Consider the following 25269-nt stretch of genomic DNA (forward strand, 5'->3'; position numbering starts at 1 on the left):
TTTTGTGATGCCTGAATTCAATGCTCCACTGCGCGACATGCGCTTTGTACTGCACGAAGTGTTCGAAGCCCCCGCGCTGTGGGCGCGCCTGCCCGCGCTGGCCGACCATGTCGATGCCGACACCGCTGACGCCATTCTTGAAGAAGCCGCCAAAGTGACTGGCCAACTGATTGCGCCGCTCAACCGCAGCGGCGACGAAGAAGGCGCTCAATGGCAAGCTACCACCGTCACCACCCCAAGCGGGTTCAAGGCGGCCTACACCACGTACATTGAAGGCGGCTGGGTGGGATTGTCCGGCAACCCTGAATTCGGCGGCATGGGCATGCCCAAAATGCTCGCCGTGCAATTTGAAGAAATGCTCTATGCGGCCAACTCCAGCTTTGCGCTGTATTCGGCGCTCAGCTCCGGCGCCTGCCTGGCGATTGATGCCCACGCGACTCACGCGCTGAAAAGCACCTACCTGCCGCCGATGTATGAAGGCCGCTGGGCGGGCTCCATGTGCCTGACTGAAGCCCATGCGGGTACCGACCTGGGCATTATCCGCACCCGCGCCGAGCCGCAGGCCGATGGCAGCTTCCTCATCACTGGCAGCAAGATCTTTATCACCGGCGGCGAGCAGGACCTGACCGAGAACATCATTCATCTGGTGCTGGCCAAGTTGCCGGATGCACCGCCGGGGCCCAAGGGTATATCGCTGTTTCTGGTGCCCAAGCGCCGGGTCAATGCGGACGGCAGTCTGGGCGCTGCCAACGCCGTGACCTGCGGTTCTATCGAACACAAAATGGGCATCAAGGCCTCGGCCACCTGCGTGATGAATTTCGACGGCGCCTGCGGCTGGTTGATCGGGGAAGCCAACAAAGGTCTGGCCGCGATGTTCACCATGATGAACTACGAGCGCCTGTCGATAGGCATTCAAGGCATCGGCTGTGCCGAAACGTCTTATCAGAATGCCCGTACCTACGCCCGCGAGCGCCTGCAAAGTCGCGCCCCCACGGGCAAAGTGGCGCCTGACAAAGTGGCCGACCCGATCATCGTCCACCCGGACGTGCGCCGCATGTTGCTAAGCATGAAAGCCATGACCGAAGGCGGCCGGGCATTCGCCAGCTATGTCGGTCAACAACTGGACCTGTCGAAGTTTTCGGACGACCCGCAGGAACAGGAGCAAGCCAGCGCATTGGTGGCGTTGCTCACCCCGGTCGCCAAAGCCTTTTTCACGGACACCGGGCTCGACAGCTGCGTACTCGGGCAGCAAGTGTTCGGCGGGCACGGGTATATCCGTGAATGGGGGCAGGAACAATTAGTGCGCGACGTGCGGATTGCACAAATATATGAGGGCACCAACGGCATTCAGGCGCTGGACTTGCTCGGGCGCAAAGTGGTTGCCAACGGCGGCGCAGCCTTGCGGTTGTTTACGCGTCAGATTCGGCAATTCGCCAGCCTGCCCGGTAAGCCCTATGCCCGCGAACTGCTCGACGCCGTGCAGCGCCTTGAAGACGTAACTGATTGGCTGTTGACCCGGGCCGCGAGTAACCCTAATGAAATCGGCGCAGCGTCGGTGGAGTATCTGCACCTGTTCGGTTACGTGGCCTATGCCTGGCTGTGGGCGCGTATGGCGGACGTGGCCCAGTCGTCCATGGACGCCGACCCGCCGTTCTACACCGCCAAGCTGGCAACGGCGCGGTTTTACTTCACCCGCTTGCTGCCACGCATCCTGAGCCTGGAGCAATCGATTCGCGCGGGCAGCGAACCGTTGTTTGAGCTGGACACGGCCAGTTTTTAAGCAAAAAAACGGCGGCCTGTTCAGGGCCGCCGTCAGCGCATCACTGACTCAATTCATCCAGATACAGCACCTCACGGTGCTCAACCAAATCGGCCGCAGCAGCGACCATTTTCTGGTAGTGATCGGTTGTTTGGTGAAAATCAATTGCTGCCTGATCCTTCCAGCCCTCCATGAACACAAACCGTTGCGGATCTGCGCGGTCGACGTGCAAGTGATAGAACAGACAGCCTGGCTCCTTGCGTGACGCCGGTACGCAAGCCAGCAGCGCTTTTTTCAGGGCGTCACCCTTGCCTGGCTTGGCACACAGGATGGCAACCACTTTGATGGCGTTGGACATATCGGCTCCGTGGGCACTCATTGCGCGTGCTGAGCGGTGCTCAACCTCTTCAGTTCGATGACGATTTTATCTTTGACCTTCAACCGCTTGTCCTTGAGCAGGATTAACGTGTCATCGGAAGTGCCGATGGCCTCGTTTTTTTCGGCTTCAACCACGTGCTGATCCGCTTCAATGTACTTATGGATCAGCGCTGCAAGGTGAGGATCCTCGGCACTCAACTTGTTCAATTCATGCTTGGTGATGCCCAAGTCCAAAGCCAAATCATGTTTTACCGGCATATCTGCACCTCATTAACGTTGCGGTGGCGAACGCAGAGTCACGGCGTGACCCTGCACCTCAGCTGTCATGCCCCCTAAGCAATAGCACGCTCTGGCCCACTCAGAAAGCCGCGCGTACACATTCGTGCGCGGGATCAATGCTGTTGACCCGTGGCCAACAGCCGCCAAGGCTCGGTATCACGCGAGATCACCGCCGTTGGTGACGTAGAAAACTGGCGAGCCTCATCCGTCGGCCATGAGCGTCAACTGCGCAACAATGAGTCATACATCCTGAGCAATCACGTCTATCTGCCACGTTAAGCCTGACTATTCTTGTCGTGTTACATCACAAACCAACCTGCAAGAGAGTCAGACATGCAAGCAATAAAAGGACAAGGATTGTCCGCTCTGAAAGTTTCACTGGTTTTAGCGTTAAGTGTGCTGAGTCATCCCTACGCATTTGCCACTTCTGCTTCCTCGACACCCAACACTATCAATAGTGAACCGATTGATCCGGCGCAACTGCATCTACTTGAGGGTGTAGAGTACGCAAGTGTTAGCCAATTGAATGACAAATACACACTGCAAGGGCTTACATCGGTATCTGTGGTGAATTACTTGCTGAATCGTATTGAACGCCTGGATAAAAACGGCCCCGCCATTAATTCAATTATTGAACTCAACCCCGATGCACTGACAATTGCCGCTCAAAGGGATCAGGAACGCAGCCTTGGCCAAGTGCGGGGTCCGCTGCACGGCGTCCCGGTTCTGCTCAAAGACAATATTCAGACGGCCGATTCCATGCAGACCAGCGCAGGTTCGCTGGCACTGGTCGGGCAACCCGCCGCTGACGATGCCTTCATCGTCCAGGCGCATGGCGTAAAACGGGCCTTTACGAATCGGGGCCAGGCACGGGTTGGGGGTGATGTTGCTGTCGCCGTAATAGCGGTCAAAGACGTTGCCACCCCGGGCGAAGTCCAGGTCTTCACCGGTCTGGGCGTAGTGATTGATCTTTTGCACGGTATCGCCCAAGCCCTGGGCATCGACGCCGATTTGCGCGGCCAAGGCCTCCAGGCTGTCGGCTTTCCAGTACACGGTGTTGAGCCACTCTTTGCGCAAGCGGCTGTCAGGCGCCACTTGGGCGGGCATCAACGGGCCCATCGCGTAATGGAAACGGAAGTGCCCGTCAAAAATGACCCACGCGGGCACCGAACGCCCGCCGGTTTTGAGGTTGTCTTTGTACATGGCATCGACAAATTCAAGGTACGGGGCCGCTTCGTTGACAAACCGGTGGCCGAGGCTATTAACCACGATGGCGCCCGGAAACGCCCGCTCGGCAAACACCCCACGGGGTTTTTCTTCGCCGGGCACGGCAATGGTCGGCGCCCACCAGGCCCAATCCATCAAGGCCGTGGCAGCCCCGGCCTTGAGCCCCGCTTGCAACGCAGCCCCGGTGTTGTTGCCCGGTGGCGTGGCGCTCCAGCTGGCACGGGTCGGTTGCGGCAAGAACTGCTCGCGCAAGGCCTGATTCTGTTCAAAGCCGCCCGAACCAAAAATCACCCCGCGCCGCGCCTTGAGCGTCAGCACGTTGCCCGCGCTGCGGACTTTAATTCCGGTCACGCGCTGATCGTCGACCAGCAGCTCTTCAAAATCGGTGTTCAGCCACAGCGGCACGTTGCGGTCCATCAGCGAGCGGCGCAGTGACGCCACCAGCGAGCTGCCCAGCGCCGCGCGGCGATCGAATTTGCTTTTACGGCGCCATTTGAAATCCAGTTTGTAGCGCGCCATCAATTTGAAAATCAGCCACTGCCAGCCAAAACTGCGGGCCATGGCGGTGTGCGCGTCCCGTGCGGTCCAGGCGATGCGCCCCATCAGCAAGGTGGACGGCGACGGCTTACGCAGGTTCGCCAGCTCGTCACCCAGCAGGCTGGTGTCGAACAGCTCCGGGTCCAGCGTGCGCCCACCCGGCAAGGCGCCGGGCAGGTGCGGGTAATAATCGGGGTATTTTTCCGCCACCGCATACCGCACGCGACTCGTGTGCGTCAGTGCTTTGATCATCGGCGCGGCATTGTCCAGATAGGCCTGCAGACGCGCCTCATCGCCGTGTTCACCGGTCGCCGCCTTGAGGTATTGCATCGACAGCTCGGGGCTGTCGTGCCCGCCTTTGGCTTTGAAGTAATGGTTGTTGGGGATCCAGATGCCGCCGCCAGAGATGGCCGACGTCCCGCCATACTGGTTACTTTTTTCGACAATCAGCACCGAAAGGCCCTGATCGGCGGCGAACAGGGCCGAGGTCATGGCGCCGGCACCGGAGCCGACCACGATCACGTCATAGCTGGACTGAGACTGAACTTGAGCCGTCATTGTTGTTGTGCCATCCGCTGAGGTCTGAAATTCATGCTGACGTCACGCCCGCCACTGCCGTGAGCATTCACGGGCAGCGACGGGCGCGGTGCGGTCAACGCGTGGGAGCCGATTAGACAAACGGGTCGGCGTTGGGCAGGCCCAGCTGCACCAGCCCGTAACTGCGCCGGTAAGCCGCCTCGTTGTTGGCGATGTGCCCACGCGCTTGATGCAGGTCGCGGAAATACCGCGCCACCGGGTTGCCGCTGTACAGCCCCGAAGCCGCCATGCACCGCAGCAGGTCGCTGGCGCGGTCGGCGCACACGTTGGTCACGTGGGACGACTGATAGCGGTACAACAGGCGCGTTTCGACATCCGGGTACTGGCCCGCTTCGGCCAGCGCCAACAAGTGCCCGTAGTTGCGCGCCAACACCAGTTTCAGAGCATCCACGGTGATGATCGCTTCTGCCACGGCGGCTTGCGCGGCCGGGTCTTCGGCGGTTTTGGCGCCATGCTTGCCGATGTGCCCGGCGGCGTTGTCGCGAAATGCGTTGATCGCCCCTTGCAAGGCTCCAATGGCCGAGGTCGAGACCGCCCGGGCAAACACCTGGGCGAACGGGATCGAGTACATCGGGTTGGTGTTGATCAAGCGGCCGGGGGTGGCTTCGACGCTGTAGTTGTTGGTGCGCTGTACGCGGTGGGCAGGCACGAAAACGTCTTCGACCACAATGTCGTGACTGCCGCTGCCGCGCAGGCCCAACACGTCCCAGTTCTGTTCAATCCGGTAATCGCTGGCCGGAAGCAAAAAGGTCCCATGCTCGGTGGGGCCGGTTTCGTCTTGCGGCACAATGCCGCCGAGGAAACACCACTGCGCGTGTTGGCTGCCACTGGAAAACCCCCAGCGGCCGCTGACCTGATACCCACCTTTGACCGGCGTCACCTTGGCCACCGGCATGTAGGTGGAGGCCACCAGCGCCGCGCTGTCTTCGCCCCACACGTCGCGCTGGGCCTGTTCCGGGTAGCGGGCCAGTTGCCACGGGTGGACGCCCATCACGCCAAACACCCAGGCCGTGGACATGCAGCCTTCGGCCAGGATCATCTGGATTTCAAAGAACGTGCGAATGTCCACTTCGTGACCACCCCACGCCTTGGGCTGCAAGGCGCGCAGCAAACCGGCTTCCTGCAAGTCGCGCACTGTGGCATCCGGCAGTTTGCAGTCTTTGTCGGCCTGGGCCGAACGGCTTTGCAGGGCCGGGATCAGGGTGCGTGCGCGTTCCAGCAGCTCAAGCTCTATCGGACTTTTCACTCGGGTCGGGTCCATCTTTGGTTCTCCGTCAGTCTCTCGCTGCGCGAATGCGCGGGCGGTCTGTGACGAATAATCCGGCCTGTGACGGCGGCCATCATCGTCAAAGCGGACTAGCCCCAACCCCGTTGTGGTTTAATTGCCGCCTTTTTTCAGCCTCCGTGTTTCAAGGATCTGCCCCATGCCGTCGACTGCCCCCACCCGCGTCCTGATCATCGGTTACGTGTGGCCGGAACCGCGCTCGTCCGCGGCCGGTGGGCACATGATGCAAATCATCGAGAGTTTTTTGCAGCAGGGCTGGCACATCACGTTCAGCAGCCCCGCAGGCGTGGGCGAGCACAAGGCGGATCTGGCGGCGCTGGGGATCGACGAGGTCAGCATCGCGCTGAACAACAGCAGTTTCGATACCTTCATCCGGGAACTGGCACCGGACATCGTGCTGTTTGACCGTTTCATGATGGAGGAACAATTCGGCTGGCGGGTCGAGAAACATTGCCCCCAGGCCCTGCGAGTGCTGGAAACCTCAGACCTGCAAAGCCTGCGCGACACCCGCCATCAGCAGCTCAAGGCACGCCTCAAGCACGACACCGACCCGGACGATTTCAGCGCGCTGTTCGCCCCTGCCCCGCATGCGATCTTCGAGCACATGGCCGACACCGACCTCGCGCAGCGCGAGCTGGCCGCGATTTACCGCAGCGACCTGAACCTGATGATTTCCGACTACGAGATCGACTTGCTGGTGGAGCAGTTTCACGTCCCCAACGCCTTGCTGCACCTGTGCCCGCTGATGGTCGATGGCGTGCCCGAAACGTTTGTGCCCTACGCGCAGCGCCAGCACTTCTTGAGCATCGGCAACTTTCGCCATGCGCCAAACTGGGACGCGGTGCTGTGGATGAAAAACACGGTCTGGCCGCTGATCCGACAGCAACTGCCGGATGCCCAGTTACACATTTATGGCGCTTATACCCCGCCCAAGGCCACCGCCTTGCATAACCCGGCCCAGGGGTTCCATGTCCTCAACTGGGCCGAGGATGCCCTGGCGGTGATGCGCCAGGCGCGGGTCTGCCTGGCGCCGTTGCGCTTTGGTGCAGGCATCAAGGGCAAAATCGCTGACGCTATGCTGTGCGGCACCCCCAACGTCACCACACCGGTGGGTGCCGAGGGCATGCACGGTGACTTGCCATGGGCCGGGGCCATTGCCACCTCGGCCTCCGCACTTGCCGCCGCGGCCGTCGAGTTGTACCGCAACGAGGCCGTGTGGCAGCAGGCTCAAGCGCATGGCCGGGCATTGCTGGCTGAACGTTTTCAGCAGCGCGTTCATGGCCCGGCGCTGGTGCAGCGTATCGAGGCCTGTCGTGCCGACCTTGAGCGTCATCGTCGCCAGAATTTCACCGGGGCCATGTTGCGCCATCACCATCACAAAAGTACGCAATACATGGCGCAGTGGATCGAGGCCAAAAACCGCTCACTCTAACGGCGTGATCCCCCACAAGGCTTGCAGCGCGGCACTGAAGGACGGCGCCAGCACGCGATTGCCGTGGCCGCTGAGGTGGTTGGAATCAAAGAACAGCGGTTTGCCGTTGTTGCGGTCATAGGCCGAGCACACGTCCGTCGGGCACAGCACCGGGAACGGGTCCCACACCGCCAGCGCGGGGTGCTGTTGTTGCAGGCGCGTAAGCAAGGCCAGTTGAGGCGCGCGCAAACGCTGCAACGTATGGCGAAACACCGTCAGACCGGGGGCGCACACCGGGTTCATCTGGTTGAACCAGTCGGAACAGCGACTCGGCGCGGCCTTGAACAGCGGTTTGGGCGCTTCGACCAGCACCTGCACGTCAAGCGCGTACAGCCTGCTCAGGGTCGCCAGCGCCGAGGCTTGTGCGGCCTGTTGCTCGCGCTCGATGCCCGCCAGCAACTCGTTGACCACTGCCTCTTCACCTCGGGCCCAGTCGAGGCCATCAAGCTCGGGCATGCGCAGCGAGGGCAGAAACACGATGTCGCCGGGGCGCGCACGGGCTGCAATGTCCTTGAAGTCGGCTTCGCGGCGTTGCGCACAACGGGCCGTGTCACCGGCGATCAGGGTCAGCACCCCGCAGCCGCCCCGCTCGTATTCAATGACCTCAATGCCCAATTGCAAGGAGATCCACTTGAACAGGGTGCGGTAGGCCGCGGCATGCGAATCCCCCAGCACAAACAACTGCCGGTTTTCGAGGCGTGGGTCTTCAATTTTTGGCACAGGCTCTCTGGGCCAGTGGCGGTACGCATGCCAGGTGTAGCTGTCGCGGGTCTGGCTCAAGGAGAAAAATTCGGGCGTGCGCGTGATGGCCACCGCCATGAGGGCGCACAGGCCAACTGCGGCACCGCTCAGGGCCACCGTGCGCCGCGGCGTACGCAGCCATGCCGACGGGTTGGCGCGCACCGGCCGTTCGATCCAGTGATAGGACGCCGCCGCCAGCGCAAAGACCAGCAGCGGGTACAGGCACTGCACCCACAGCAGTTGCAGGCCTGTGGTCCATTGAAAAAACACCCTGACCGGCCAATGCCACAGGTACAGCGAGTAAGACAATCGGCCGAGATAGGTCAGCGCGGGACTGCACAGCGCACGCTGCAACGGCGAGGTGGTTTCAGGTGCGGGCAGGATGATCCCGGCCAGCATCAAGAGCGTGCCCGCCACCGTGACCAGTGCCCACGGGAATGGAAACGGGCCCGGCCGGGCGAGCCAGAAACTGCCGAGCAGCAAGACTGCCCCCGCTATCAAGGCAGCATGCGGCAGTGCCCCCGAGGTCATGACGCCGCGCCGGGTGCCCATGGCCTGGAACAGCATGGCCCCGGCTGCCAGCTCCCAAAAGCGCCCGGGCAGCAGGTAAAACGCCGACAGCGGCGCAGCGGTGGACTGGATCGCGCAAATCAGCAAAGACGCCGACGCCAGGCCGGGCAGCAGCGCCCGTGCCAGCCAAACCCGTGAGCGATAACGCAGCCACAGCCAAAACAGCCCCGGGAACACTAAATAGAACTGTTCTTCGACCCCCAGTGACCAGGTGTGAAGAAACGGGTTGAGGTCGCTGCCGGGGGAAAAATAGGTCTGCGTGTGCTGCGCCAACACGACATTGCTCAGCCCCACAAACGCCGCAAGGCCGGTGCGATTGAAGTGATCGCTGAGCCAAAATTGCGGCATGAACAGGGCAGACAGCACAAAACTGACCAGCAGCACACACAGCAAGGCAGGCAGGATGCGCACGCAGCGGCGGCGATAAAAATCGGCCAGGCAGGCCCCTAACCCGTCTGACGAGCGCTCACTCAGGGACTGACTGATGACATACCCCGAAATCACAAAAAACATGTCCACCCCGACAAAACCGCCGGGTAGAACGTTCAGGTAGCCGAGGTGAAACACAATGACGGCCAGCACCGCAATGGCCCGCAGACCATCAATGCCGGCAATGTAGGCGCAAAAGTGTCGGGGCATGGCATTACCTGCTCGCGCGATGGATTAACCGGGCGAACAGTAACGTCGCGTTACCTTATGAGCAGTAGTCCATGTCTTGATTTGGCGTAGTCCGTGGATCGAGTACAGGGACTGCGTACTGGGGTCATGGTGAGCGTCGACGCAACACATAAGTGTCCATCACCCACCCTTTGCGCTGCCTGGCCTGCTCCCTGGCCTGTTTGATCTGTGCGCACACGTCGCGCAACTTGCCGGCAATCAGGATTTCATCGGCGGTGCCGAGGTAAGCGCCCCAGTAAATGTCGAGGTCTTCGTCGACAAAGGCTTCGAACGCACACTGGGCGTCGAGCATGACCACGACGTTGTCCAGGTCATCGGCGCACAGTTGTCGCCCGGTGGTGATGCGGATCGGCTGGCCGATGCCGTTGAGGGGAATGCGATGCCGGGCCGCGAGGGCTTGCACACTGCTGATGCCGGGGATCACGTGATAGTCAAACGCGCTGCTGCCCTGCTCACGAACCCGCTCAAGAATACGCAGCGTGCTGTCGTATAACCCAGGCTCGCCCCACAACAGAAAAGCCCCGCAGGCTCCGTCGGCCAGTTCGCTGTCGATCAAGCGTGCGTAGACCTCGGCGCGTTGCGCGTGCCAGTGCTCGACCCCGGCGGTGTAAGACGCGGTTGCGCTGTCACGCTTGGGATCGTTGACCTGAACCACGCGATACGCCGGGTTACGGATGTAACGCTGGCAGATTTCCAGCCGAAGCCGGACCAGATCCTGGGTAATGGGGCCTTTATCCAGTACAAAAAACACGGACGCACGATTGAGCGCTTCGATCGCCTGCACCGTGATGTGTTCAGGATCGCCAGCGCCCATGCCAATCAGCAGAAGGGTTTTCATACACAAAAGGCTCCGCAGTCGTCGTGCCGCTGACTATAGAGCGCCAAGCGGCCCTGCGCACCGCGAATCAGCCGGTCGATACCGGGCTGAGGCGCGGGGAATGTGCGTTACCAGATGTTGAGGTTGTAGCTGACGATCAGGCGGGTTTCGTCCACGTCGCGGGCGAATTTGGAGTAGTTGGTGCGGTAGGTGGCATTGCGAAAGCGCAGGCTCAGGTCTTTGAACGTGCCGCTTTGCACGATGTATTTGACCTCGGTGTCGCGTTCCCACTCTTTGCCTTCTTCGGCGCGGCCCACCACCTTGATGTTGTCGCCGTTCACGTAGCGGGTCATGAACGACCAGCCGTTGTAGCCCATGGCCTTGAAGTCATAGTCGTAGCGCATTTGCCAGGAGCGTTCCTGAGCGTTGGCGAAATCGTTGACTTGCAGGTAGTTGACCAGGTACGGGTTGCTGCCATCCAGATACGGCATCGACGTGTCGCCGTTCATGCGCTGCCAGCCCGCGCTGACTTTATGCCCGCCCAGCGAGTAACCCAGCATGGCCCCCAGTGCGCGGTTGTCGATGGTCGATGCCTTGGCAGAACCGGCATCGTCACTTTTGAGCAGGCGCACGTCGGCCGACAGCACGCCCGGCCCGATCGGCTGGTTGGCCAGCAGACCGACGAATTGCTGGCGATAGATGTCTTGCAGTTCGGCGTAGTGGTACTGCGCGGTCAGACGCTCGTTAACCTTGTAGTCCAGGCCGTACATGTTGAAGTGATCGGCCGTGATGTTGCAGCCATAACGCTTGTTCTTGCAGTTGAGGCGCAAATCCTGCGGGTCGGTGGAATCACGCGCGGTGTAGCGATTGAGGCGCGATGCCATGATGGTCAGGTCGTTGACATCCTTGGACACCAGCATCGCGCCGTTGAACATGTTCGGCAGCAAACGGCCGTCGTTGTACTTGAGCAACGGCAGGTCCGGGAGCAAGGCACCGTACTTGAGCACCGTGTCAGATATACGCATTTTGGCGGTGACGCCGATTTTCGCGTATTGGTCCTTGGAACGACGCGGGTCGCTGCCGGTCGAAGGCAACAGCCCGCTGTTGCTGTCGGCGGGACTGGAATCCAGTTTCAGGCCCAGCATGCCCAGCGCGTCCAGACCAAAGCCCACGGTGCCTTCGGTGTAGCCAGATTGCACGTTGAGGATAAACCCCTGGGCGGTTTCTTCGCGCTTGGAGGCGCCTTGCGGGCTGGAAGTGCTGCCGTCCCGGAAATCGCGATTGAAGTACACCGTTCGGGCTTCGAGCTTGGCGGTGCTGTCTTCAATAAAACCGCCGGCCTGGGTATGTGCGGCAAAACCGGCGCACACGGCCAGCGCGCTCAGGCGTGCAACCCGGCACGGTGGCAACAACGAAAAAGGGACAACCATGTACAAGCTCCAGCAGCGAATCATTCGCAAGACGAAAACCATTGAGCCTGCACCTTCGGTCAAAAACCGGGGCTAAAGCGCTCAATGCAAAAGGGGGCGCAATTGTACGAAAGGCTAAGCCGCTGCCTCATACGACCTTAGTCGCAAATGATGGCCTTTTGCCCAAATTTAACCCTGTTCACGTCGTTAATAGCGTTTCACCCATATCCGGCCTTAAATAGACGCACCCACGATTGACACCCTCAGGATTTTTCATGAGCGCCGTATTTTCCCTCAGCCAACTCGCGCCCCTGTCGCAACGCCTGGACTGGCAACGAAACCCGCTGGGTGATGTGGCTGACTGGCCGCAAAGCCTGCGCACCTGCGTGCAGCTGTTAATGAACTCGCCCATGCCCATGCTGTTGCTGTGGGGCCAGCAGTTGACGCAGATCTACAACGACAGCTTTGCCGTGCTGGCCGGTGACAAACACCCGAACGCCTTCGGCCAGCCGGTGCACCAGAGCTGGCCCGAGTACCGGGAGTTCACCCAGCCGATCATTGACGCCGTGCTGGCAGGCGAAAGCCGCACCCACGTCGACCAGTATTTTTTGATCCCTGATCGCCAGCACGCCAATGAAATGTGGCTCGACCTGACCTTCAGCCCGGTGTGCGACGAGTCCGGCACGGTGGCCGGGGTCCTGATGATGGCGGTCAAGGCTTCGCGCCGCCGTCGCACGGCCATCAAGCTGCGCCAGCGCTCAAAAGCCACGCGCCAAGCCCAGCATGACACCGAGGAACGTCTGCGACTGGCGCAGACCGTCACCAATGGCGTGGGCACCTGGGACTGGAACATCGACCAGGACCTGTTCGTGACCGACAGCCGATTCGCGCAGATGCATGGCATCGAGCCGCAGTTGTCGGGGCAATTACCGATTACCGCGTATTTACAAGGCGTCCACCCCGAAGACCGGGGCCTGCTGACGCGCTCGATCAAAGCCTGTGTGGCCAGCAATGGCGAGTACGCCGAGGAATACCGCCTGCTGGACGCCGACGGCACCATCCGCTGGGTGTTCGCCCGCGGCCGTTGCTTCAGTGCGGACTCGGGCCGCGCCCAGCGGTTCATGGGCGCAGCGCTGGACATCACCGAACGCAAGAAAACCGAACAAGCCCTGCTCCACCTCAATGAAACCCTGGAAGAACGGGTGGCTGAACGCACGCAGGCGCTGGCTGAAGCCAACGTTCAGCTGCAACGCGAAATGCAGGAGCGCGAACGGGCCGAAGACGCGCTGCGCCATGCTCAGAAGATGGAAGCCGTGGGTCAATTGACCGGCGGCATCGCCCATGACTTCAACAACATGCTCACCGGCATCATCGGCAGCCTTGACCTGATGAAACGCTACATTGCGGCGGGCCGCAGCGCCGAGATCGGCCGTTTTACCGATGCAGCGGTTTCCTCGGCACAGCGGGCGGCAGCCCTCACCCACCGGCTGCTGGCGTTTTCACGGCGCCAGTCGCTGGACCGCAAGCCGCTGGACCCCAATCATCTGGTGACCTCACTGGAAGAGCTGTTCAGGCGCACCAAAGGCGCCCATATCACCCTTGATGTGCAACTGGGCGAGAACATCTGGGCCGTCAACACCGATGCGGGCCAGCTGGAAAGTGCCTTGCTGAACCTGATTATCAACGCCCGCGATGCCATGCCCCAAGGCGGCACCTTGCGCGTGCGCACCCGCAACAGCTACCTCGACGGCACGGACATCAGCACCCTGGAGCCGGTCAAGGCCGGGGACTATGTGATGCTCGAAGTCAGCGACAACGGCTCGGGCATGACGCCACAGGTGCTGGCCAAAGCGTTCGATCCGTTTTTCACCACCAAGCCCATTGGCCAGGGCACGGGGCTGGGCCTGTCGATGATTTATGGCTTTGCCCAGCAGTCGGGCGGGCACGTGACCATCACCAGTGAAAGCGGCAACGGCACGTGTGTGCGCCTGTACTTGCCCCGCCATTACAACCTGCAGGTGCAACCCCGTCCGCCAGTCACCCGCCCCGATGCGCCCTGCGCCATCGAAGGTGAAAGCGTGCTGGTGGTAGAGGATGACCCGGCCGTGCGCACGCTGGTGCTCAATGTGCTGGATGAGTTGGGCTACACCGCCCATCAGGCGCCGGATGCCAAAACCGCGTTGGCATTGCTGGAGTCGTCGCTGCGCATCGACTTGCTGGTGACCGACGTGGGGCTGCCCGGCATGAACGGCCGCCAGTTGGCGGAAATCGCCCGTCAACAGCGACCCGGCCTGAGCGTACTGTTCATGACCGGCTACGCCGAAAGTGCGATCGAGCGCGAGGGCTTTTTGGACACAGGCATGGACATGATCGGCAAGCCGTTCTCGGTGGATAAGCTGGCGACCCTGATTCGAGCAATGATCCCGGCGAAAACTCAGGCATAATCCGCGCCCTCGAATTTGCCCTACAGCTGCAAGGTATACGCCCCATGAAAGCTCAAGCCCGCCACATTCTGGTGAAAACCGCAGAAGAAGCCGAGTCCCTCAAGCAACGCATTGCCAAGGGCGAAGCCTTCGACGTGCTGGCCAAGAAGTTCTCGACCTGCCCTTCGGGCAAGCGCGGCGGCGATCTGGGCGAAGTGCGGCCGGGGCAAATGGTTGGCGTGATCGACCAGATCATCTTCAAAAAACCGCTGCGCGTGGTGCATGGCCCGGTCAAAAGCAAATTTGGCTACCACCTGGTGCAGGTGTTTTTCCGCGACTGAGGGGCGCGGTCACCTAAGCGCAACCGCGTGCCTCAACCGCCAAAGGCTTAAAAAAAGATCTCGAAAGGCTCAACCACCGTGAGCTGTTCGTCCACCAGGCAGCCCGTACGCCATTTATCGAACGTCAGGCACGGGTGGGACGTCCCGAAGCTGATGATGTCGCCCACGCGCAGCTCAATGCCGGGAGCGACCGTCATGAACCCGTGTTGGTCCATCAGCGCCGTTACGGTGCACGCGCTCACGTCATCGCCCACGTCAGCGGCATCCCCTTCGCGGTAACGCTTCAACGGGACGGGCAGCCCTGCGTCATACGCCACATCGCGCTTGCCCAGCGCCACCACGGCCAATCCGGGTTCGGGCAGCGATTGCACCTGAGCCCACACTTCCAGCGCCGGGCGCAGGCCCTCGTGCAAGTCGCTGCGCCGATCCAGCACGCAGCATTGCGCTGTTTTGTAGATCCCGTGATCATGGGCCACGTAACTGCCGGGGCGTAAAACACTCAGGAAGCGTCCACTGGCCGCCTCGGCGGCGAAGGCTTCGGCAATCAGGTCATACCAGGCCGAGCCCGACGCGGTGATGATCGGCGTGTCTCGCGCAAACGCGCCGTCACGCTGCAAGGTGAGCGCCAGGCGCACCAAGGAGGCGGCAAAGGCGCGGATGTCGGTGACGGCCTGTGCGCCGTGAATCACCCCTTCGTAGCCTTCGATCCCGGTCAGTGCCAACGCCGGTTGCGCGCGGATGGCAGCGGCCAGGGCCATGACCTGGGCTTCGGTCCGGCAACCGCATCGCCCGCCTGCGACGCCATATTCGATCATCACGTTCAAACGCTGGCCGCGTTCAGCGAAGAACGCGCCGAGGGCGGCAACGTTGTCCGGGTGATCGACCAGGCAGTGAAATTCAAAACCGGGGTCGTCCAACAGGTCAGCGATAAGGGCCATGTTCGGGCGACCCACCAACTGGTTGGCCATCAACACCCGGCGCACCCCGGCCGCATACGCCGTGCGGGTCTGCACCGCGGTGGCCAGGGTCATCGCCCAGGCGCCCTGCGCCATTTGCCGACGAAACAAGGCCGGGGCCATGCTGGTTTTGCCATGGGGGGCCAGCTCGCCGCCGCTGCCCGTGACGAACGCCTGCATCCAGCGAATGTTGTGCTCCAGCGCCTGGCGATGAATCACCAGGGCCGGGAGGCTGACATCACACAGCAGGTGGTCTGCGACACGCGCCGCGCCCTTTTCCACTTCGCTCCGGCTCATGGCTCACCCCTTGGCTTTGTAGGCAATGCAGTCGATTTCGACCTTGCAGTCCACCATCATCATTGCCTGTACGCAGGCGCGGGCCGGGGCGTGTTCAGCCTTGAAATAGCTGGCGAACACCTTGTTGAAACTCCAGAAGTCCCGCGGATCGGCCAGCCACACGCCTGCACGCACCACATCTTCGAGGCCGTAACCGGCTTCTTCGAGGATTGCGATCAGGTTTTGCATGGTTTTATGCGTTTGCTCGACGATGCCGCCAGCAATGATTTCGCCCTGCTCCATGGCCACCTGCCCCGAAACGTGCAGCCAGCCATCGGCTTCCACGGCGCGGGCAAAGGGCAACGGCTGACCACCGGCGCCTATGGCGCCTGTTCCGAAACGCTTGATGCTCATGACACTCTCCTCGACAAGAACGGGCGACGAAAGCGCCCAAGGTCTGGGAGTTTGCCATACACGCGCAGGCGTGGAGTTAGCGGTAGAGGGTGATGAAGATCCAGGCGAACCCGGCCAGGACGAGGGTCATGCAGACCACATACAGCAAAAACGCACGTTTCACGTTCAGTACTCAACGGCAAGGGCGCCAATCTGCTCGGACGACTGGCAGATTTTCAGCGGCGCGCAGTCTATCAGCCGGTGATGTCGCTGTGATATTGCAGCGAATAATGTTTCAGGCTGTTTCCGATCAGTGGAGTCGTTACTGCAACGCCCACCACGCGGGCAACAGCTGTTGCACGTTGGGCTCGGCAAACCGGTCATCAATCAAGAACACTGTGCCCTGATCGCTTTGGGTGCGGATCACGCGACCGGCCGCCTGCACGACCTTTTGCAAGCCCGGATACAGATAGGTGTAGTCATACCCTGCTCCGAACAACGCGGCCATGCGCTGTTTGATCTGTTCATTGACCGGGTTGAACTGGCTCAGCCCCAAGGTGGCGATAAAGGCGCCAATCAGGCGTGCGCCAGGCAGGTCGATGCCTTCTCCAAATGCGCCGCCCAGCACCGCAAAACCGATGCCCTGCCCGGTCAGGGTGAAACGGTCGAGAAACCCCTGACGCGCTGTTTCATCCATGCGCCGGGCCTGTTGCCACTGGGGGATGTGCGGGTAGCGTTCAGCCAGCAGCGCGGCCACTTGCTGCAAGTAGTCAAAACTGCTGAAGAACGCCAGGTAGTTGCCCGCCCGCTGTTCAAACTGCTCGGCCATCAGCTCGACAATCGGCGCCAGGGAGGTTGCCCGGTGGCTGAAGCGGGTGGAGATGTGGCTCATGACGCGCACCGACAGCTGTTCGGCCTTGAACGGCGACTCGACGTCGACCCATACCGTGTCTGGCGCTAGCCCGAGCAGATTGGCGTAATACGCGCGGGGGTTAAGGGTGGCTGAAAACAGCACATTACTGTGCGCACTGGCCAGGCGCGGTCCGATAAAAGCCGCGGGCACCACATTGCGCAGCGTGAGCTGTGACAAGCGGCGCTTGCCGGTGTCCCGCAGGGTGACATCGAAAATGAAAGGCGTGCCGAACAGCTCCGCCACCCGGTTAAATTGCAGCGCCTCGAAGTAAAAACCCTGCAGCTCGCCGGTCATGCCGTGCGGGTGATCGTTGAGGTAATCGCCTATCGCGGTGATGCAGGCCGTCAACGCGTTCAGCCACTTGCCCGGCAGTTGCGGATGAACCTGATACGGGCCGATTTGCGCTTTGTGCAGTGCGTTCCACTCGCGATTGAGGCGCTTGAACGCCTTGTCGAGGGGCGCCGGCGCATTCAGGCGCACCGCGTTCAGGCTGTACTGGTCGAGGCTTGCGCTGTACATCTGGCGGGCCCGCTCCACGAGGTTGTGGGCTTCGTCGATCAGGGTGGCGACTTTCCATTGGTTGGCCTGTGCCAGGCCATACAACAAGGCACTGAAGTCGAAGTAATAGTTGTAATCGGCGATCACCAAATCGGCCCAGCGGGCCATTTCCTGGCTCAAGTAATACGGGCATACCTGATGCGCCAGGGCCACTTCGCGCAACGTGGCCTGATCGAGAAGCGAGTGCTCAACGGCGGCCTGACGCGCGGCCGGCAAACGGTCATAAAAACCGTTGGCCAATGGGCAGGCCTCGCCATTGCAGGCGTTTTGCGGGTATTCGCAGGCTTTGTCCCGTGCCACCAGCTCAAGTACGCGCAGCGCTGTCGGGCCTGCGGCGGGGTACAGCCGTTGCGCCGCGTCCAGCGCTAACTGTCGGCCAGGGGTTTTGGCAGTGAGGAACAGCAGTTTGTCCAGCTGTTGCGCAGGCATGGCCTTGAGCAGCGGGAACAGCGTGCCCACCGTTTTACCAATCCCTGTTGGCGCCTGGGCCATCAGGCAGCGGCCGGTGCTGACGGTTTTGTACACGGCCTCGGCCAGCGGGCGTTGCCCGGTGCGAAATACCGGGTGGGGAAATGCCAGCCCGCGGGCGGCCTCGTCGCGAAGGGCGCGGTGCGCCACCTCCTGTTCCGCCCACGCCAGAAACTGCTCACATTGGCGGGTGAAAAACTGTTGCAGGTCAGCGGCGCTCCATTGTTCCTGCAGCCGGGTCTCCTTTTCACTGACGATGTCGAAATACACCAGCGCCAGATTGACCGCGGGCAGCTCCAATTGTTGACACAACAACCAGCCATACACCTTGGCCTGTGCCCAGTGCAGGTGACGATGATTGGCCGGCAGGGCCGCGAAGTCCCCGCGAAAGGTTTTGACCTCTTCCAGCACGTTGTTCAGCGGGTCGTAGCCATCGGCCCTGCCCCGTACACAGAGCGTGCGGTAATGACCCTCAAGGCTCAGTTCAGCTTGATAGCTGGCAGAGCGGCGGGATGCCACGGTGCGATGCCCGGCCATGCCTTGTTGCGCACTCGGGGACGGCGTGAAGCGCAGGTCAAGGTCACCGATTTTGGCCGTGAACTCGCACAAGGCCCTGACTGCTATGCGATAACTCACGCGGTGCATTCCTGCCATTGCACGTAACACACCGTGACCGGCATCTGGTGCTGCTCGCAAAAGGCCAGCCAACGCAGCTGGTTGTCTTGCAGGCGATCCCCTTGCCCTTTGACTTCGATCATGCGGTAGGTTTTTTGCGCGGGCCAAAACTGGATCAGGTCGGGCATGCCGGTGCGGTTGGCTTTTATGTCCAGTAACAGCCGACTGAACCACAGCTGCAAATGCGCGGGCGGCAGGCAGTTCAGCGCCTCCTCCAGCAGGTGTTCACTCAGGTGGCCCCAGGCCACGAATGGCGACTGCAGGCCGTATTTTCGGGTGTACGTGTCGCGAATGGTGTGGCGGTATCGTCCGTCGTGCAATTGCGCGAAGCAGGCGTCGAACAACTCGGCCCGACGCGCGTGGAAGTCGTCCTCCAGCAAATCGGCGGGGCCGCTTTGATACGGATGAAAAAATGCACCCGGCAACGGCGCGAAAATGGCAGGCCAGCACAACAACCCGAACAATGCGTTGATCAGGGTGTTTTCCACGTAATGCACCGGTGCATCTTCGGTGTGCAAATGGGCCACCACGCTGAACTCCACTGAACGCTGCGCATGGCGCTCCAGGCACAGGTCAAGGCGTTGCGGGGCGCGGGGTTTGGCGCGTGGCTCGGCGGGCAAGCCGAGTTTGCGCCGCAGGCGCGGGATCATGCGCTGCACCTGCTGGAGCTCCGCGTCAGTCAACGGTGCCTGCTCGGCCGTTTGTGCCAGCGCATACGCCTGCTCGTACGCTTGCAGGTGCTCCATGACCCGCACCGTGCGCACACGGGCTTGCGGGTGCTGGCTATGAGGGTAAATGTGCAGGGCTCGCAAATGATCGCCGGCACGCTCGTGGTAGTGCCCCAATTGAAACAACAAACGCGCGCGGCGACGTGCCAGCCAGCGGTTATCGGCGGTGTAGTCCAGCACGTGCTGCAAAACGAGTTCGACGTCTTGCGCGGCTTCGAACTGTTCGCGGCACGCATGCAGGTGCAAATAGCCGTCAATATCAGCCCGACACCGCAGGGCACGGGACGCCGGGCTCAATGGCACGGCCTCATAGGTAAACAGACCCAAGTCAGCCAATACCAGGTCGGACCAGCTCTGGTTGAGGGTGCCGAAGAACATCAGGCGCAGACGATCACCCAGGGCCCGGTTGGTCAGGGTCAACAGCCGGTCTTCAAGGCCCGGGCACCAGTTGCCCAAGGGTTGCTCATGGGTCAGCTCAAGGCTCAACCGGGCTTCCCAGTCGGACTTTCGGCCTTTGGGATCAGCAATATGCGCCGCGAAAAAGCGCAACAACTCTGCCTTTTGCAACACCTCGAACACGTCTGCCAGGTTGATCCGTGCCTGGTCATTCACCCACCCCTGTTCCAGCAAGGGCGCCGCTGCACCGGCGATGTCCCCGATTTCTGCGTAATTGAGCTTGCTGGCGCGAAAATGCGTGCCCTTGCGCATGACCAGCCTCACCCACAGCGCCTGTGAGGCGCCCGGCAACTGGAGGAAGGTGTCAATGAAGCACTGCTCTTCGAGGTTCAGCAGGTCGTCGTAACGGGATTTGATCCAGTGCAGGACGTGCTGGAAGTTCTTCAGGTAGTACAACGGGTCTTCAAGGGGATTGGAAATCACAGGCGGAACAAACCACTGACGTTTAATACTGGATAAGCGTACAGATATCAGGTCGTCCGGCGGGTTGGCAATGGCTAATGGATGAATGGTTCAGCCGCGTCGCTTACCGGGATCGTGGGACGCCAGAATGTCGATCAGGGTCGTGCCTTCGGCCAGATCAATCTTGCGCAAGGTATAAAGCGCCTGCAGGGATTTCATAGGCAGGCCGCTGATGGTTTCAAGCCAGCCTGCGTGTCGCGCGCAGGCATCAGGTTGTGCTTGCAAGGCGTGATGAAGTTCGTTTAACAACGGCAATTTGTCGGGGTAGTTACCCTGCACGAACGATTCCAACTGGCCGCCCTGTTCGACAAAAGGCGATTGAATAAAACAACGGATATGCTCGTCGCTCAAGTTATACAGATCATTCAAATACTGCGTTATCTGTATTCGCAACTTCTGAATTCGCTTGGGTGTATTAAATGCACTTGCGATGACACCCGTAAGTTGCCCCTTGTATCGAGGGTTACATTCATTTTGCTTGGCCAGACTTTGCAGATATAAACTGACGCCACTGCAATAATCGCCTGCTTCGGTGTAACGGTGACGCAACCCCTGCATATGGGCTTCAACCAGCACCACTGCCGTTTGTGGCTCTTCAATATTGACACCCGGGGCATTCAATTGGCCTTCGGTAAAATGAAGGGCCTCAGAGTTGAGGATTTCCATCTCGCAGGACAGACAATCAAACACGTTAATCACCGCCAACTCCCCGCGGGGCGCGGCACTGACAGGACGCTGGTCGGGTATGGAATGCGGGGGCATCATCAAGCGCGATGCCTGATCAAGTTGCCGGCACATATCAAGCGCGGCCGTCAGTACATCGTCCGGCGGGCTGGCCGTACAGAGCCCCAGGCGCTGTGCCACCTTGATCATCCAATGCGCATATTCGCCCAGATGCGGCGGCGGGCGTCTGTCAATCAGTGCATTGACCACGCCCCCCCACCTGTAGGCGGTTTGAAAGAGCGCGGCCCGTGACAACAGGTCGCCATACAAAAAAGTCGCCCTTGCGTCCCCTTCTGACACATGCCCCCACATCAAGACATCCTGCCGACTGGCCACCGGGCTCAGCTCATTGAACGGGGTATGGCGTGTGATGGGATGTGCGCCCGTGTCATCGACCTGTAGCAGTTCGACGCGATCGTCGTCATACAGGAATAACTCATTGCACTGGTGATGAAACCTTGCCATGACCGACGCCGTAAGCCGCGGCTGGCGCAGCACGGCCAGACGCAACATGAACGTCACGGGTGATCGGGCGGCAATACTCAACTGCGCTGCGCGCAAGAACGCCAGGGTATAGGCGCTTTCCTTGCCGCCCTCATGCACCACCATCAACCGGAACTGACCGATACGCTCGACACCGCCCGCGGCCACCAGTAACCGCTGTATCAACAATTGCAACGCAATGCGCTCATGCCGACTGAAGAACCCTGTCAGGCGATGCAGAACTTGTTGATATACAAAGCTCATGGCCTGCTCATGAAAGGTACTCATGGGTTAACCCTCCGCAACGTCTTATTAGTATTCGCAGGCACACTCAAAGCGGCCAGACATACCCGCCCTATAAAAACAAGGAGAGGTATTACTTAAATGTAAGAATTAGACTACGCAACTAGCATTCATCCAGATGCGCCCAATGCCAACCAACTTCCATATGAGTGGCCATCAGTAAGCTATCAGTATTCGCACCCAAATGAAAAGCCATTTGAGCATATAAATAATTAGACTGACCGGTCACACTTTAATGTTTAACAAGACCACAAAGTAATCCTCGAACACTTTAAACACATCGAATAGCCTTTAAACATCAAACCGAGAAGTTTCAACCTGAATGATTAACCCAAACAAAAACGTCACCCACCCTCATCCAGGGTGGGTGACGTTTTCATCAGCCCGTTAACACGATGCGAACTCACACTTGCAGGGCGACTCGCCCTCTGCACGGGCATTCATCCATATAACGATGCGCTTGCACAAACTCCTCGAAAGGAAACACTTTGACCACCAGCGGGCGCAGGATCCTGTCGGCCGTCCATTCATTGATGGCTTGCAACGCACGGGCCATGGCCTCTTGGTCCTGAGCGATACCCAATTCCGGCTTGCCGGTGAAATTACCGATGCAATGCACAAAGAACTGAATGTTTTTCTGGAACGCCGCGCAGGCCGGAAATGGCGTTTGATTACCGCCTTGCAAACCGTAAAGCACCAGGTTGCCGCGCGGGGCAAGCACATCGCCCAGCACTGACATTTGCGGCCCGCCCAACCCGTCGAACACAGTGTCTACGCCTCGACCGTCCGTGATCTTGTTGATTTGCATCAGCAAGTCCTGTTCTTCGGTAACGATCACTTTGTCGGCGCCCAGTTCGCACAAGTAATCGCGCTCGGCGGCATCTTTGGTGGCCGCGATCACCTTGGCGCCCAACGCTTTGCCCATCTGCACGAACGAAGGCCCTGCGCAATGGCTGGCGTCGGTGATCAGCACGGTCTGCCCCGGCTTGACCCGCGCCAAGTCCACGTAGGCGAAATAGGCAATCAACAAGGGCGTGTAATGCACGCTGGCCTCCACCGGGCTCAGCACCTGAGGATAGAGGGTCAGGGCAGAACGCGGCATCAGGACCTGCTCGCCATAGCTCGGGTAGTCATTGGCACTGTGCGCAGGAAAGCTGGCCACCTTGTCGCCCGGCTTCAAGTCACTCACGCCCTCACCCACTGCGGTCACGACCCCCGCCATCTCCTGACCGATACCGGCGGGCAGACGAGCCTGTGACGGTGCCAGATTTTGCCGCCAGAGCACGTCGTACCAACTGATACCAATGGCTTCGACGCGCACCTGCACTTCTCCGGGCGCGGGCGCAGCGACCTCGTGCTCTTCGCACTTGAGCACCTCGGCCGAGCCAAACTTGTGAAAACGGATCGTGCGCGACATCGCAAACCTCGCCAAATTAATCGCTAATACCCCAGGACTTTATCGGGGCTTTGTGCGCAAGACTAACAGACAGCATTAATAGTCGACATGTCTGACATTGATCGGCGGCCGCGGTTCTTGCGACACCGAGGCCGTCAAAAAGCTGCTCAAAGCGCAAAGTTAATCCGATCAGGCAATCAGAAAGCAAATCTAGGCAGTGACGATTTGGCCTGTATGCCCGTAAGATCCGTCACCTAAGTCCCTCTAGACCCGCCTGTGAAGCCAGCGAGATGAACCGTAACGACTTGCGTCGCGTCGATCTTAACCTGCTGATCGTCTTTGAAACCTTGATGCATGAACGCAGTGTGACCCGTGCCGCAGAGAAATTGTTCCTCGGCCAACCGGCGATCAGTGCGGCGTTATCGCGCCTGCGCAACCTGTTCGATGATCCGCTGTTCGTGCGGACCGGGCGCAGCATGGAACCTACGGCGCGGGCCATTGAGATTTTTGCGCTGCTGTCCCCGGCGCTGGATTCAATTTCCACGGCGGTCAGCCGCGCATCCGAGTTTGACCCGGCCACCAGCACCTCGGTGTTCCGCATCGGGTTGTCCGACGACGTGGAATTTGCCCTCCTCCCCCTGCTGCTCAAACGCCTGCGCGCCGAAGCGCCTGGCATCGTGCTGGTGGTGCGGCGGGTGAACTACATCTTGATGCCGCCGTTGTTGGCGTCCGGGGAAATTTCGGTCGGCGTCAGCTACACCAGCGACCTGCCCGCCAATGCCAAACGCAAAGTGTTACGTCGCAGCAAGCCTAAACTCTTGCGCGCCGACACCGTGCCGGGTTCGTTGTCACTGGATGATTTCTGCGCCCGGCCCCACGCCCTGGTGTCATTCGCTGGCGACCTGAGTGGTTTTATCGATACCGAGCTGGAAAAACTTGGCCGCAAACGCCACGTCGTGCTGGCTGTTCCACAGTTCAACGGCCTGAGTACCCTGCTGGCCGGCACCGATATCATCGCCACCGTGCCCGACTACACCGCAGAAGCGCTCACAGCCGCTGGCGGCATACGCGCTGAAGACCCTCCGCTGGACACGCAAACCTTTGAATTGCATATGGCCTGGCGCGGGGCACAGGACAACGATCCGGGAGAACGCTGGCTGCGCTCGCGGATCCAGATGTTTTTTGGGGATCCTGATAGCTTATGACTGACGTCCATCGAGATTCATAACAGTAATAAATTCAGTATTTTAATTCGATCTTAAGTCTAGAATCGTCTGTCGTATTCCACTCATTTCTGAGGCGGCTGCGGGTATATTTCCGGGTGATTTTTCTTTTCGAAAAAAAGTACCCGCAGATGACGATATTCCCCTCTACGCCTGTATTACGGCGAAAACTCAGCGATGCCTTTCTGCGTCCCATTGCGATACTTGGTAAGTAGGACGACGGCGAAGTACCCGGTCTGGAGTTACATGTCCAGGCTTCACAGAAAGGGCCTACTGGCGTTATATAGTCGGGAAGACCCGCCATCTGGACAAGAGCAAGCACATCGCGCCACTGCCGGAGCAGGCCCTTGCGCTGTTGCGCGAACGACATGAACGGAGGGTGGTGGATGAAGCGGGTGATGGCTGGGTATTCGTCTCCCCGGTCTACCCGGGTTACCCAATTGACGCCACGTCTCAGGCAAAGGCCTATCAGCGGATCTGGCCGCAATACCCCATCAATGCGCACGGTTTTCGTGACACCTACCGCACCATCGCCCACGCGCATTTGGGCGTCGATCCGATTGTATTGGAGTTGTTTCACCGCATGCCGGGCGTGCTGGGCGCTGTTTACGCGCGCGCCCAACTGCTACCACAGCGCCGAGAGGCTGCGCAGCAATGGACAAATTATTTGGATGGCTTGCGCAAGAATGCAGCCCTCGCAGGGCAGACTTGAGAACGCATTAGGCTCTGTACGAAAAGTAATGT

At 60.3% G+C, this 25269-nt stretch carries 17 protein-coding genes and 3 pseudogenes; 7 read left to right on the forward strand and 13 right to left on the reverse strand.

Translation table 11 applies throughout. The features are described 5' to 3' along the window. The first annotated feature begins 7 nt into the window (after positions 1 to 7). Positions 8 to 1780, forward strand: coding sequence for an acyl-CoA dehydrogenase C-terminal domain-containing protein (locus tag BKD70_RS20735; RefSeq protein WP_047274603.1), 1773 nt, complete (start codon positions 8 to 10; stop codon positions 1778 to 1780). A gap of 40 nt (positions 1781 to 1820) precedes the next feature. On the opposite strand, the gene BKD70_RS20740 is transcribed toward BKD70_RS20735, so the two are convergent. Then, a complete protein-coding gene (locus BKD70_RS20740; protein ID WP_047274604.1) occupies positions 1821 to 2117 on the reverse strand; it encodes a putative quinol monooxygenase in 297 nt (98 codons plus the stop codon). 17 nt (positions 2118 to 2134) lie between these two features. After that, positions 2135 to 2395: a hypothetical protein gene (locus BKD70_RS20745; protein ID WP_047274605.1), complete on the reverse strand. Its 261-nt coding sequence runs from the start codon at positions 2393 to 2395 to the stop codon at positions 2135 to 2137. Between the two features lie 354 nt (positions 2396 to 2749). Here BKD70_RS20745 and BKD70_RS24865 point away from each other — a divergent pair. Continuing rightward, positions 2750 to 3184: pseudogene (locus BKD70_RS24865) on the forward strand (amidase family protein); the annotation flags it as partial. A 27-nt stretch (positions 3185 to 3211) separates the two neighbouring features. On the opposite strand, the pseudogene BKD70_RS20750 reads toward BKD70_RS24865, so the two are convergent. Both BKD70_RS20750 and BKD70_RS20755 read right to left on the reverse strand, forming a co-directional pair. Further along, positions 3212 to 4738 (reverse strand): annotated as a pseudogene (locus BKD70_RS20750) (FAD-binding protein); the annotation flags it as partial. A 112-nt stretch (positions 4739 to 4850) separates the two neighbouring features. Next, positions 4851 to 6038, reverse strand: a complete 1188-nt coding sequence (locus BKD70_RS20755) for an acyl-CoA dehydrogenase family protein (RefSeq protein ID WP_047274606.1) — start codon at positions 6036 to 6038, stop codon at positions 4851 to 4853. 163 nt (positions 6039 to 6201) lie between these two features. Here BKD70_RS20755 and BKD70_RS20760 point away from each other — a divergent pair, with 163 nt between their 5' ends. Next, entirely contained in the window at positions 6202 to 7494 is a 1293-nt protein-coding gene (locus BKD70_RS20760) for a glycosyltransferase (RefSeq protein WP_047274607.1), read from the forward strand. On the opposite strand, the gene BKD70_RS20765 is transcribed toward BKD70_RS20760, so the two are convergent. The 3 genes from BKD70_RS20765 to BKD70_RS20775 all read right to left on the reverse strand — a co-directional run bounded on the left by BKD70_RS20765 (position 7486) and on the right by BKD70_RS20775 (position 11769). Beyond that, the gene (locus BKD70_RS20765; RefSeq protein WP_047274608.1) at positions 7486 to 9483 is read right to left on the reverse strand and encodes an acyltransferase family protein; all 1998 of its coding nucleotides are present in this window, start codon (positions 9481 to 9483) and stop codon (positions 7486 to 7488) included. The genes BKD70_RS20760 and BKD70_RS20765 overlap by 9 nt on opposite strands. 124 nt (positions 9484 to 9607) lie before the next feature. Then, complete coding sequence (gene cobF / locus BKD70_RS20770; RefSeq protein WP_047274609.1) at positions 9608 to 10360, reverse strand: precorrin-6A synthase (deacetylating); 753 nt, start codon at positions 10358 to 10360, stop codon at positions 9608 to 9610. 107 nt (positions 10361 to 10467) lie between these two features. Next, on the reverse strand, positions 10468 to 11769 hold the full coding sequence (locus BKD70_RS20775) for an OprD family porin (RefSeq protein WP_047274610.1): 1302 nt from the start codon (positions 11767 to 11769) through the stop codon (positions 10468 to 10470). 254 nt (positions 11770 to 12023) lie between these two features. Here BKD70_RS20775 and BKD70_RS20780 point away from each other — a divergent pair, with 254 nt between their 5' ends. After that, positions 12024 to 14192 carry a PAS domain-containing hybrid sensor histidine kinase/response regulator gene (locus BKD70_RS20780; RefSeq protein ID WP_047274611.1) on the forward strand — a complete coding sequence of 723 codons (2169 nt, stop codon included), beginning with the start codon at positions 12024 to 12026 and terminating at the stop codon, positions 14190 to 14192. Between the two features lie 44 nt (positions 14193 to 14236). After that, complete coding sequence (locus BKD70_RS20785; protein ID WP_047274612.1) at positions 14237 to 14512, forward strand: peptidylprolyl isomerase; 276 nt, start codon at positions 14237 to 14239, stop codon at positions 14510 to 14512. Between the two features lie 47 nt (positions 14513 to 14559). Here the strand turns inward: BKD70_RS20785 and BKD70_RS20790 are convergent, their stop codons facing one another. The 6 genes from BKD70_RS20790 to BKD70_RS20815 form a co-directional block, all read right to left on the reverse strand. Continuing rightward, positions 14560 to 15765, reverse strand: a complete 1206-nt coding sequence (locus BKD70_RS20790; RefSeq protein WP_047274613.1) for an amino acid deaminase — start codon at positions 15763 to 15765, stop codon at positions 14560 to 14562. A 3-nt stretch (positions 15766 to 15768) separates the two neighbouring features. Continuing rightward, on the reverse strand, positions 15769 to 16158 hold the full coding sequence (locus BKD70_RS20795) for a RidA family protein (protein ID WP_047274614.1): 390 nt from the start codon (positions 16156 to 16158) through the stop codon (positions 15769 to 15771). Between the two features lie 301 nt (positions 16159 to 16459). Then, on the reverse strand, positions 16460 to 18712 hold the full coding sequence (locus BKD70_RS20800) for an ATP-dependent DNA helicase (protein WP_047274615.1): 2253 nt from the start codon (positions 18710 to 18712) through the stop codon (positions 16460 to 16462). After that, positions 18709 to 20358 carry a VRR-NUC domain-containing protein gene (locus BKD70_RS20805; protein WP_047274616.1) on the reverse strand — a complete coding sequence of 550 codons (1650 nt, stop codon included), beginning with the start codon at positions 20356 to 20358 and terminating at the stop codon, positions 18709 to 18711. Before BKD70_RS20805 ends, BKD70_RS20800 begins: the two co-directional genes overlap by 4 nt. 90 nt (positions 20359 to 20448) lie before the next feature. Continuing rightward, complete coding sequence (locus tag BKD70_RS20810) at positions 20449 to 21891, reverse strand: hypothetical protein (RefSeq protein WP_047274617.1); 1443 nt, start codon at positions 21889 to 21891, stop codon at positions 20449 to 20451. Positions 21892 to 22309: 418 nt separating this feature from the next. Beyond that, positions 22310 to 23323 (reverse strand): zinc-dependent alcohol dehydrogenase family protein, encoded by a 1014-nt coding sequence (locus tag BKD70_RS20815; protein ID WP_047274618.1) that lies wholly within the window; start codon positions 23321 to 23323, stop codon positions 22310 to 22312. A gap of 269 nt (positions 23324 to 23592) precedes the next feature. On the opposite strand from BKD70_RS20815, the gene BKD70_RS20820 reads away from it, so the two are divergent. After that, positions 23593 to 24507 carry a LysR family transcriptional regulator gene (locus BKD70_RS20820; RefSeq protein ID WP_047274619.1) on the forward strand — a complete coding sequence of 305 codons (915 nt, stop codon included), beginning with the start codon at positions 23593 to 23595 and terminating at the stop codon, positions 24505 to 24507. Positions 24508 to 24793: 286 nt separating this feature from the next. After that, positions 24794 to 25237: pseudogene (locus tag BKD70_RS20825) on the forward strand (integrase); the annotation flags it as partial. Between the last annotated feature and the right edge of the window lie 32 nt (positions 25238 to 25269).

The sequence above is a fragment of the Pseudomonas sp. BS-2016 genome, from assembly GCF_001806145.1.
Classification (GTDB): Bacteria; Pseudomonadota; Gammaproteobacteria; order Pseudomonadales; family Pseudomonadaceae; genus Aquipseudomonas; species Aquipseudomonas lundensis.

Bases quoted from the DNA above. Each gene is read 5' to 3' on its own strand.
- BKD70_RS20775 (WP_047274610.1), bottom strand. From the start codon at position 11,769: ATGGTTGTCCCTTTTTCGTTGTTGCCACCGTGCCGGGTTGCACGCCTG.
- BKD70_RS20820 (WP_047274619.1), top strand. From the start codon at position 23,593: ATGAACCGTAACGACTTGCGTCGCGTCGATCTTAACCTGCTGATCGTC.
- BKD70_RS20735 (WP_047274603.1), top strand. From the start codon at position 8: ATGCCTGAATTCAATGCTCCACTGCGCGACATGCGCTTTGTACTGCAC.
- BKD70_RS20795 (WP_047274614.1), bottom strand. From the start codon at position 16,158: ATGAGCATCAAGCGTTTCGGAACAGGCGCCATAGGCGCCGGTGGTCAG.
- BKD70_RS20815 (WP_047274618.1), bottom strand. From the start codon at position 23,323: ATGTCGCGCACGATCCGTTTTCACAAGTTTGGCTCGGCCGAGGTGCTC.
- BKD70_RS20745 (WP_047274605.1), bottom strand. From the start codon at position 2,395: ATGCCGGTAAAACATGATTTGGCTTTGGACTTGGGCATCACCAAGCAT.
- BKD70_RS20810 (WP_047274617.1), bottom strand. From the start codon at position 21,891: ATGAGTACCTTTCATGAGCAGGCCATGAGCTTTGTATATCAACAAGTT.
- BKD70_RS20740 (WP_047274604.1), bottom strand. From the start codon at position 2,117: ATGTCCAACGCCATCAAAGTGGTTGCCATCCTGTGTGCCAAGCCAGGC.
- BKD70_RS20755 (WP_047274606.1), bottom strand. From the start codon at position 6,038: ATGGACCCGACCCGAGTGAAAAGTCCGATAGAGCTTGAGCTGCTGGAA.
- cobF (WP_047274609.1), bottom strand. From the start codon at position 10,360: ATGAAAACCCTTCTGCTGATTGGCATGGGCGCTGGCGATCCTGAACAC.
- BKD70_RS20785 (WP_047274612.1), top strand. From the start codon at position 14,237: ATGAAAGCTCAAGCCCGCCACATTCTGGTGAAAACCGCAGAAGAAGCC.
- BKD70_RS20790 (WP_047274613.1), bottom strand. From the start codon at position 15,765: ATGAGCCGGAGCGAAGTGGAAAAGGGCGCGGCGCGTGTCGCAGACCAC.
- BKD70_RS20780 (WP_047274611.1), top strand. From the start codon at position 12,024: ATGAGCGCCGTATTTTCCCTCAGCCAACTCGCGCCCCTGTCGCAACGC.
- BKD70_RS20760 (WP_047274607.1), top strand. From the start codon at position 6,202: ATGCCGTCGACTGCCCCCACCCGCGTCCTGATCATCGGTTACGTGTGG.
- BKD70_RS20765 (WP_047274608.1), bottom strand. From the start codon at position 9,483: ATGCCCCGACACTTTTGCGCCTACATTGCCGGCATTGATGGTCTGCGG.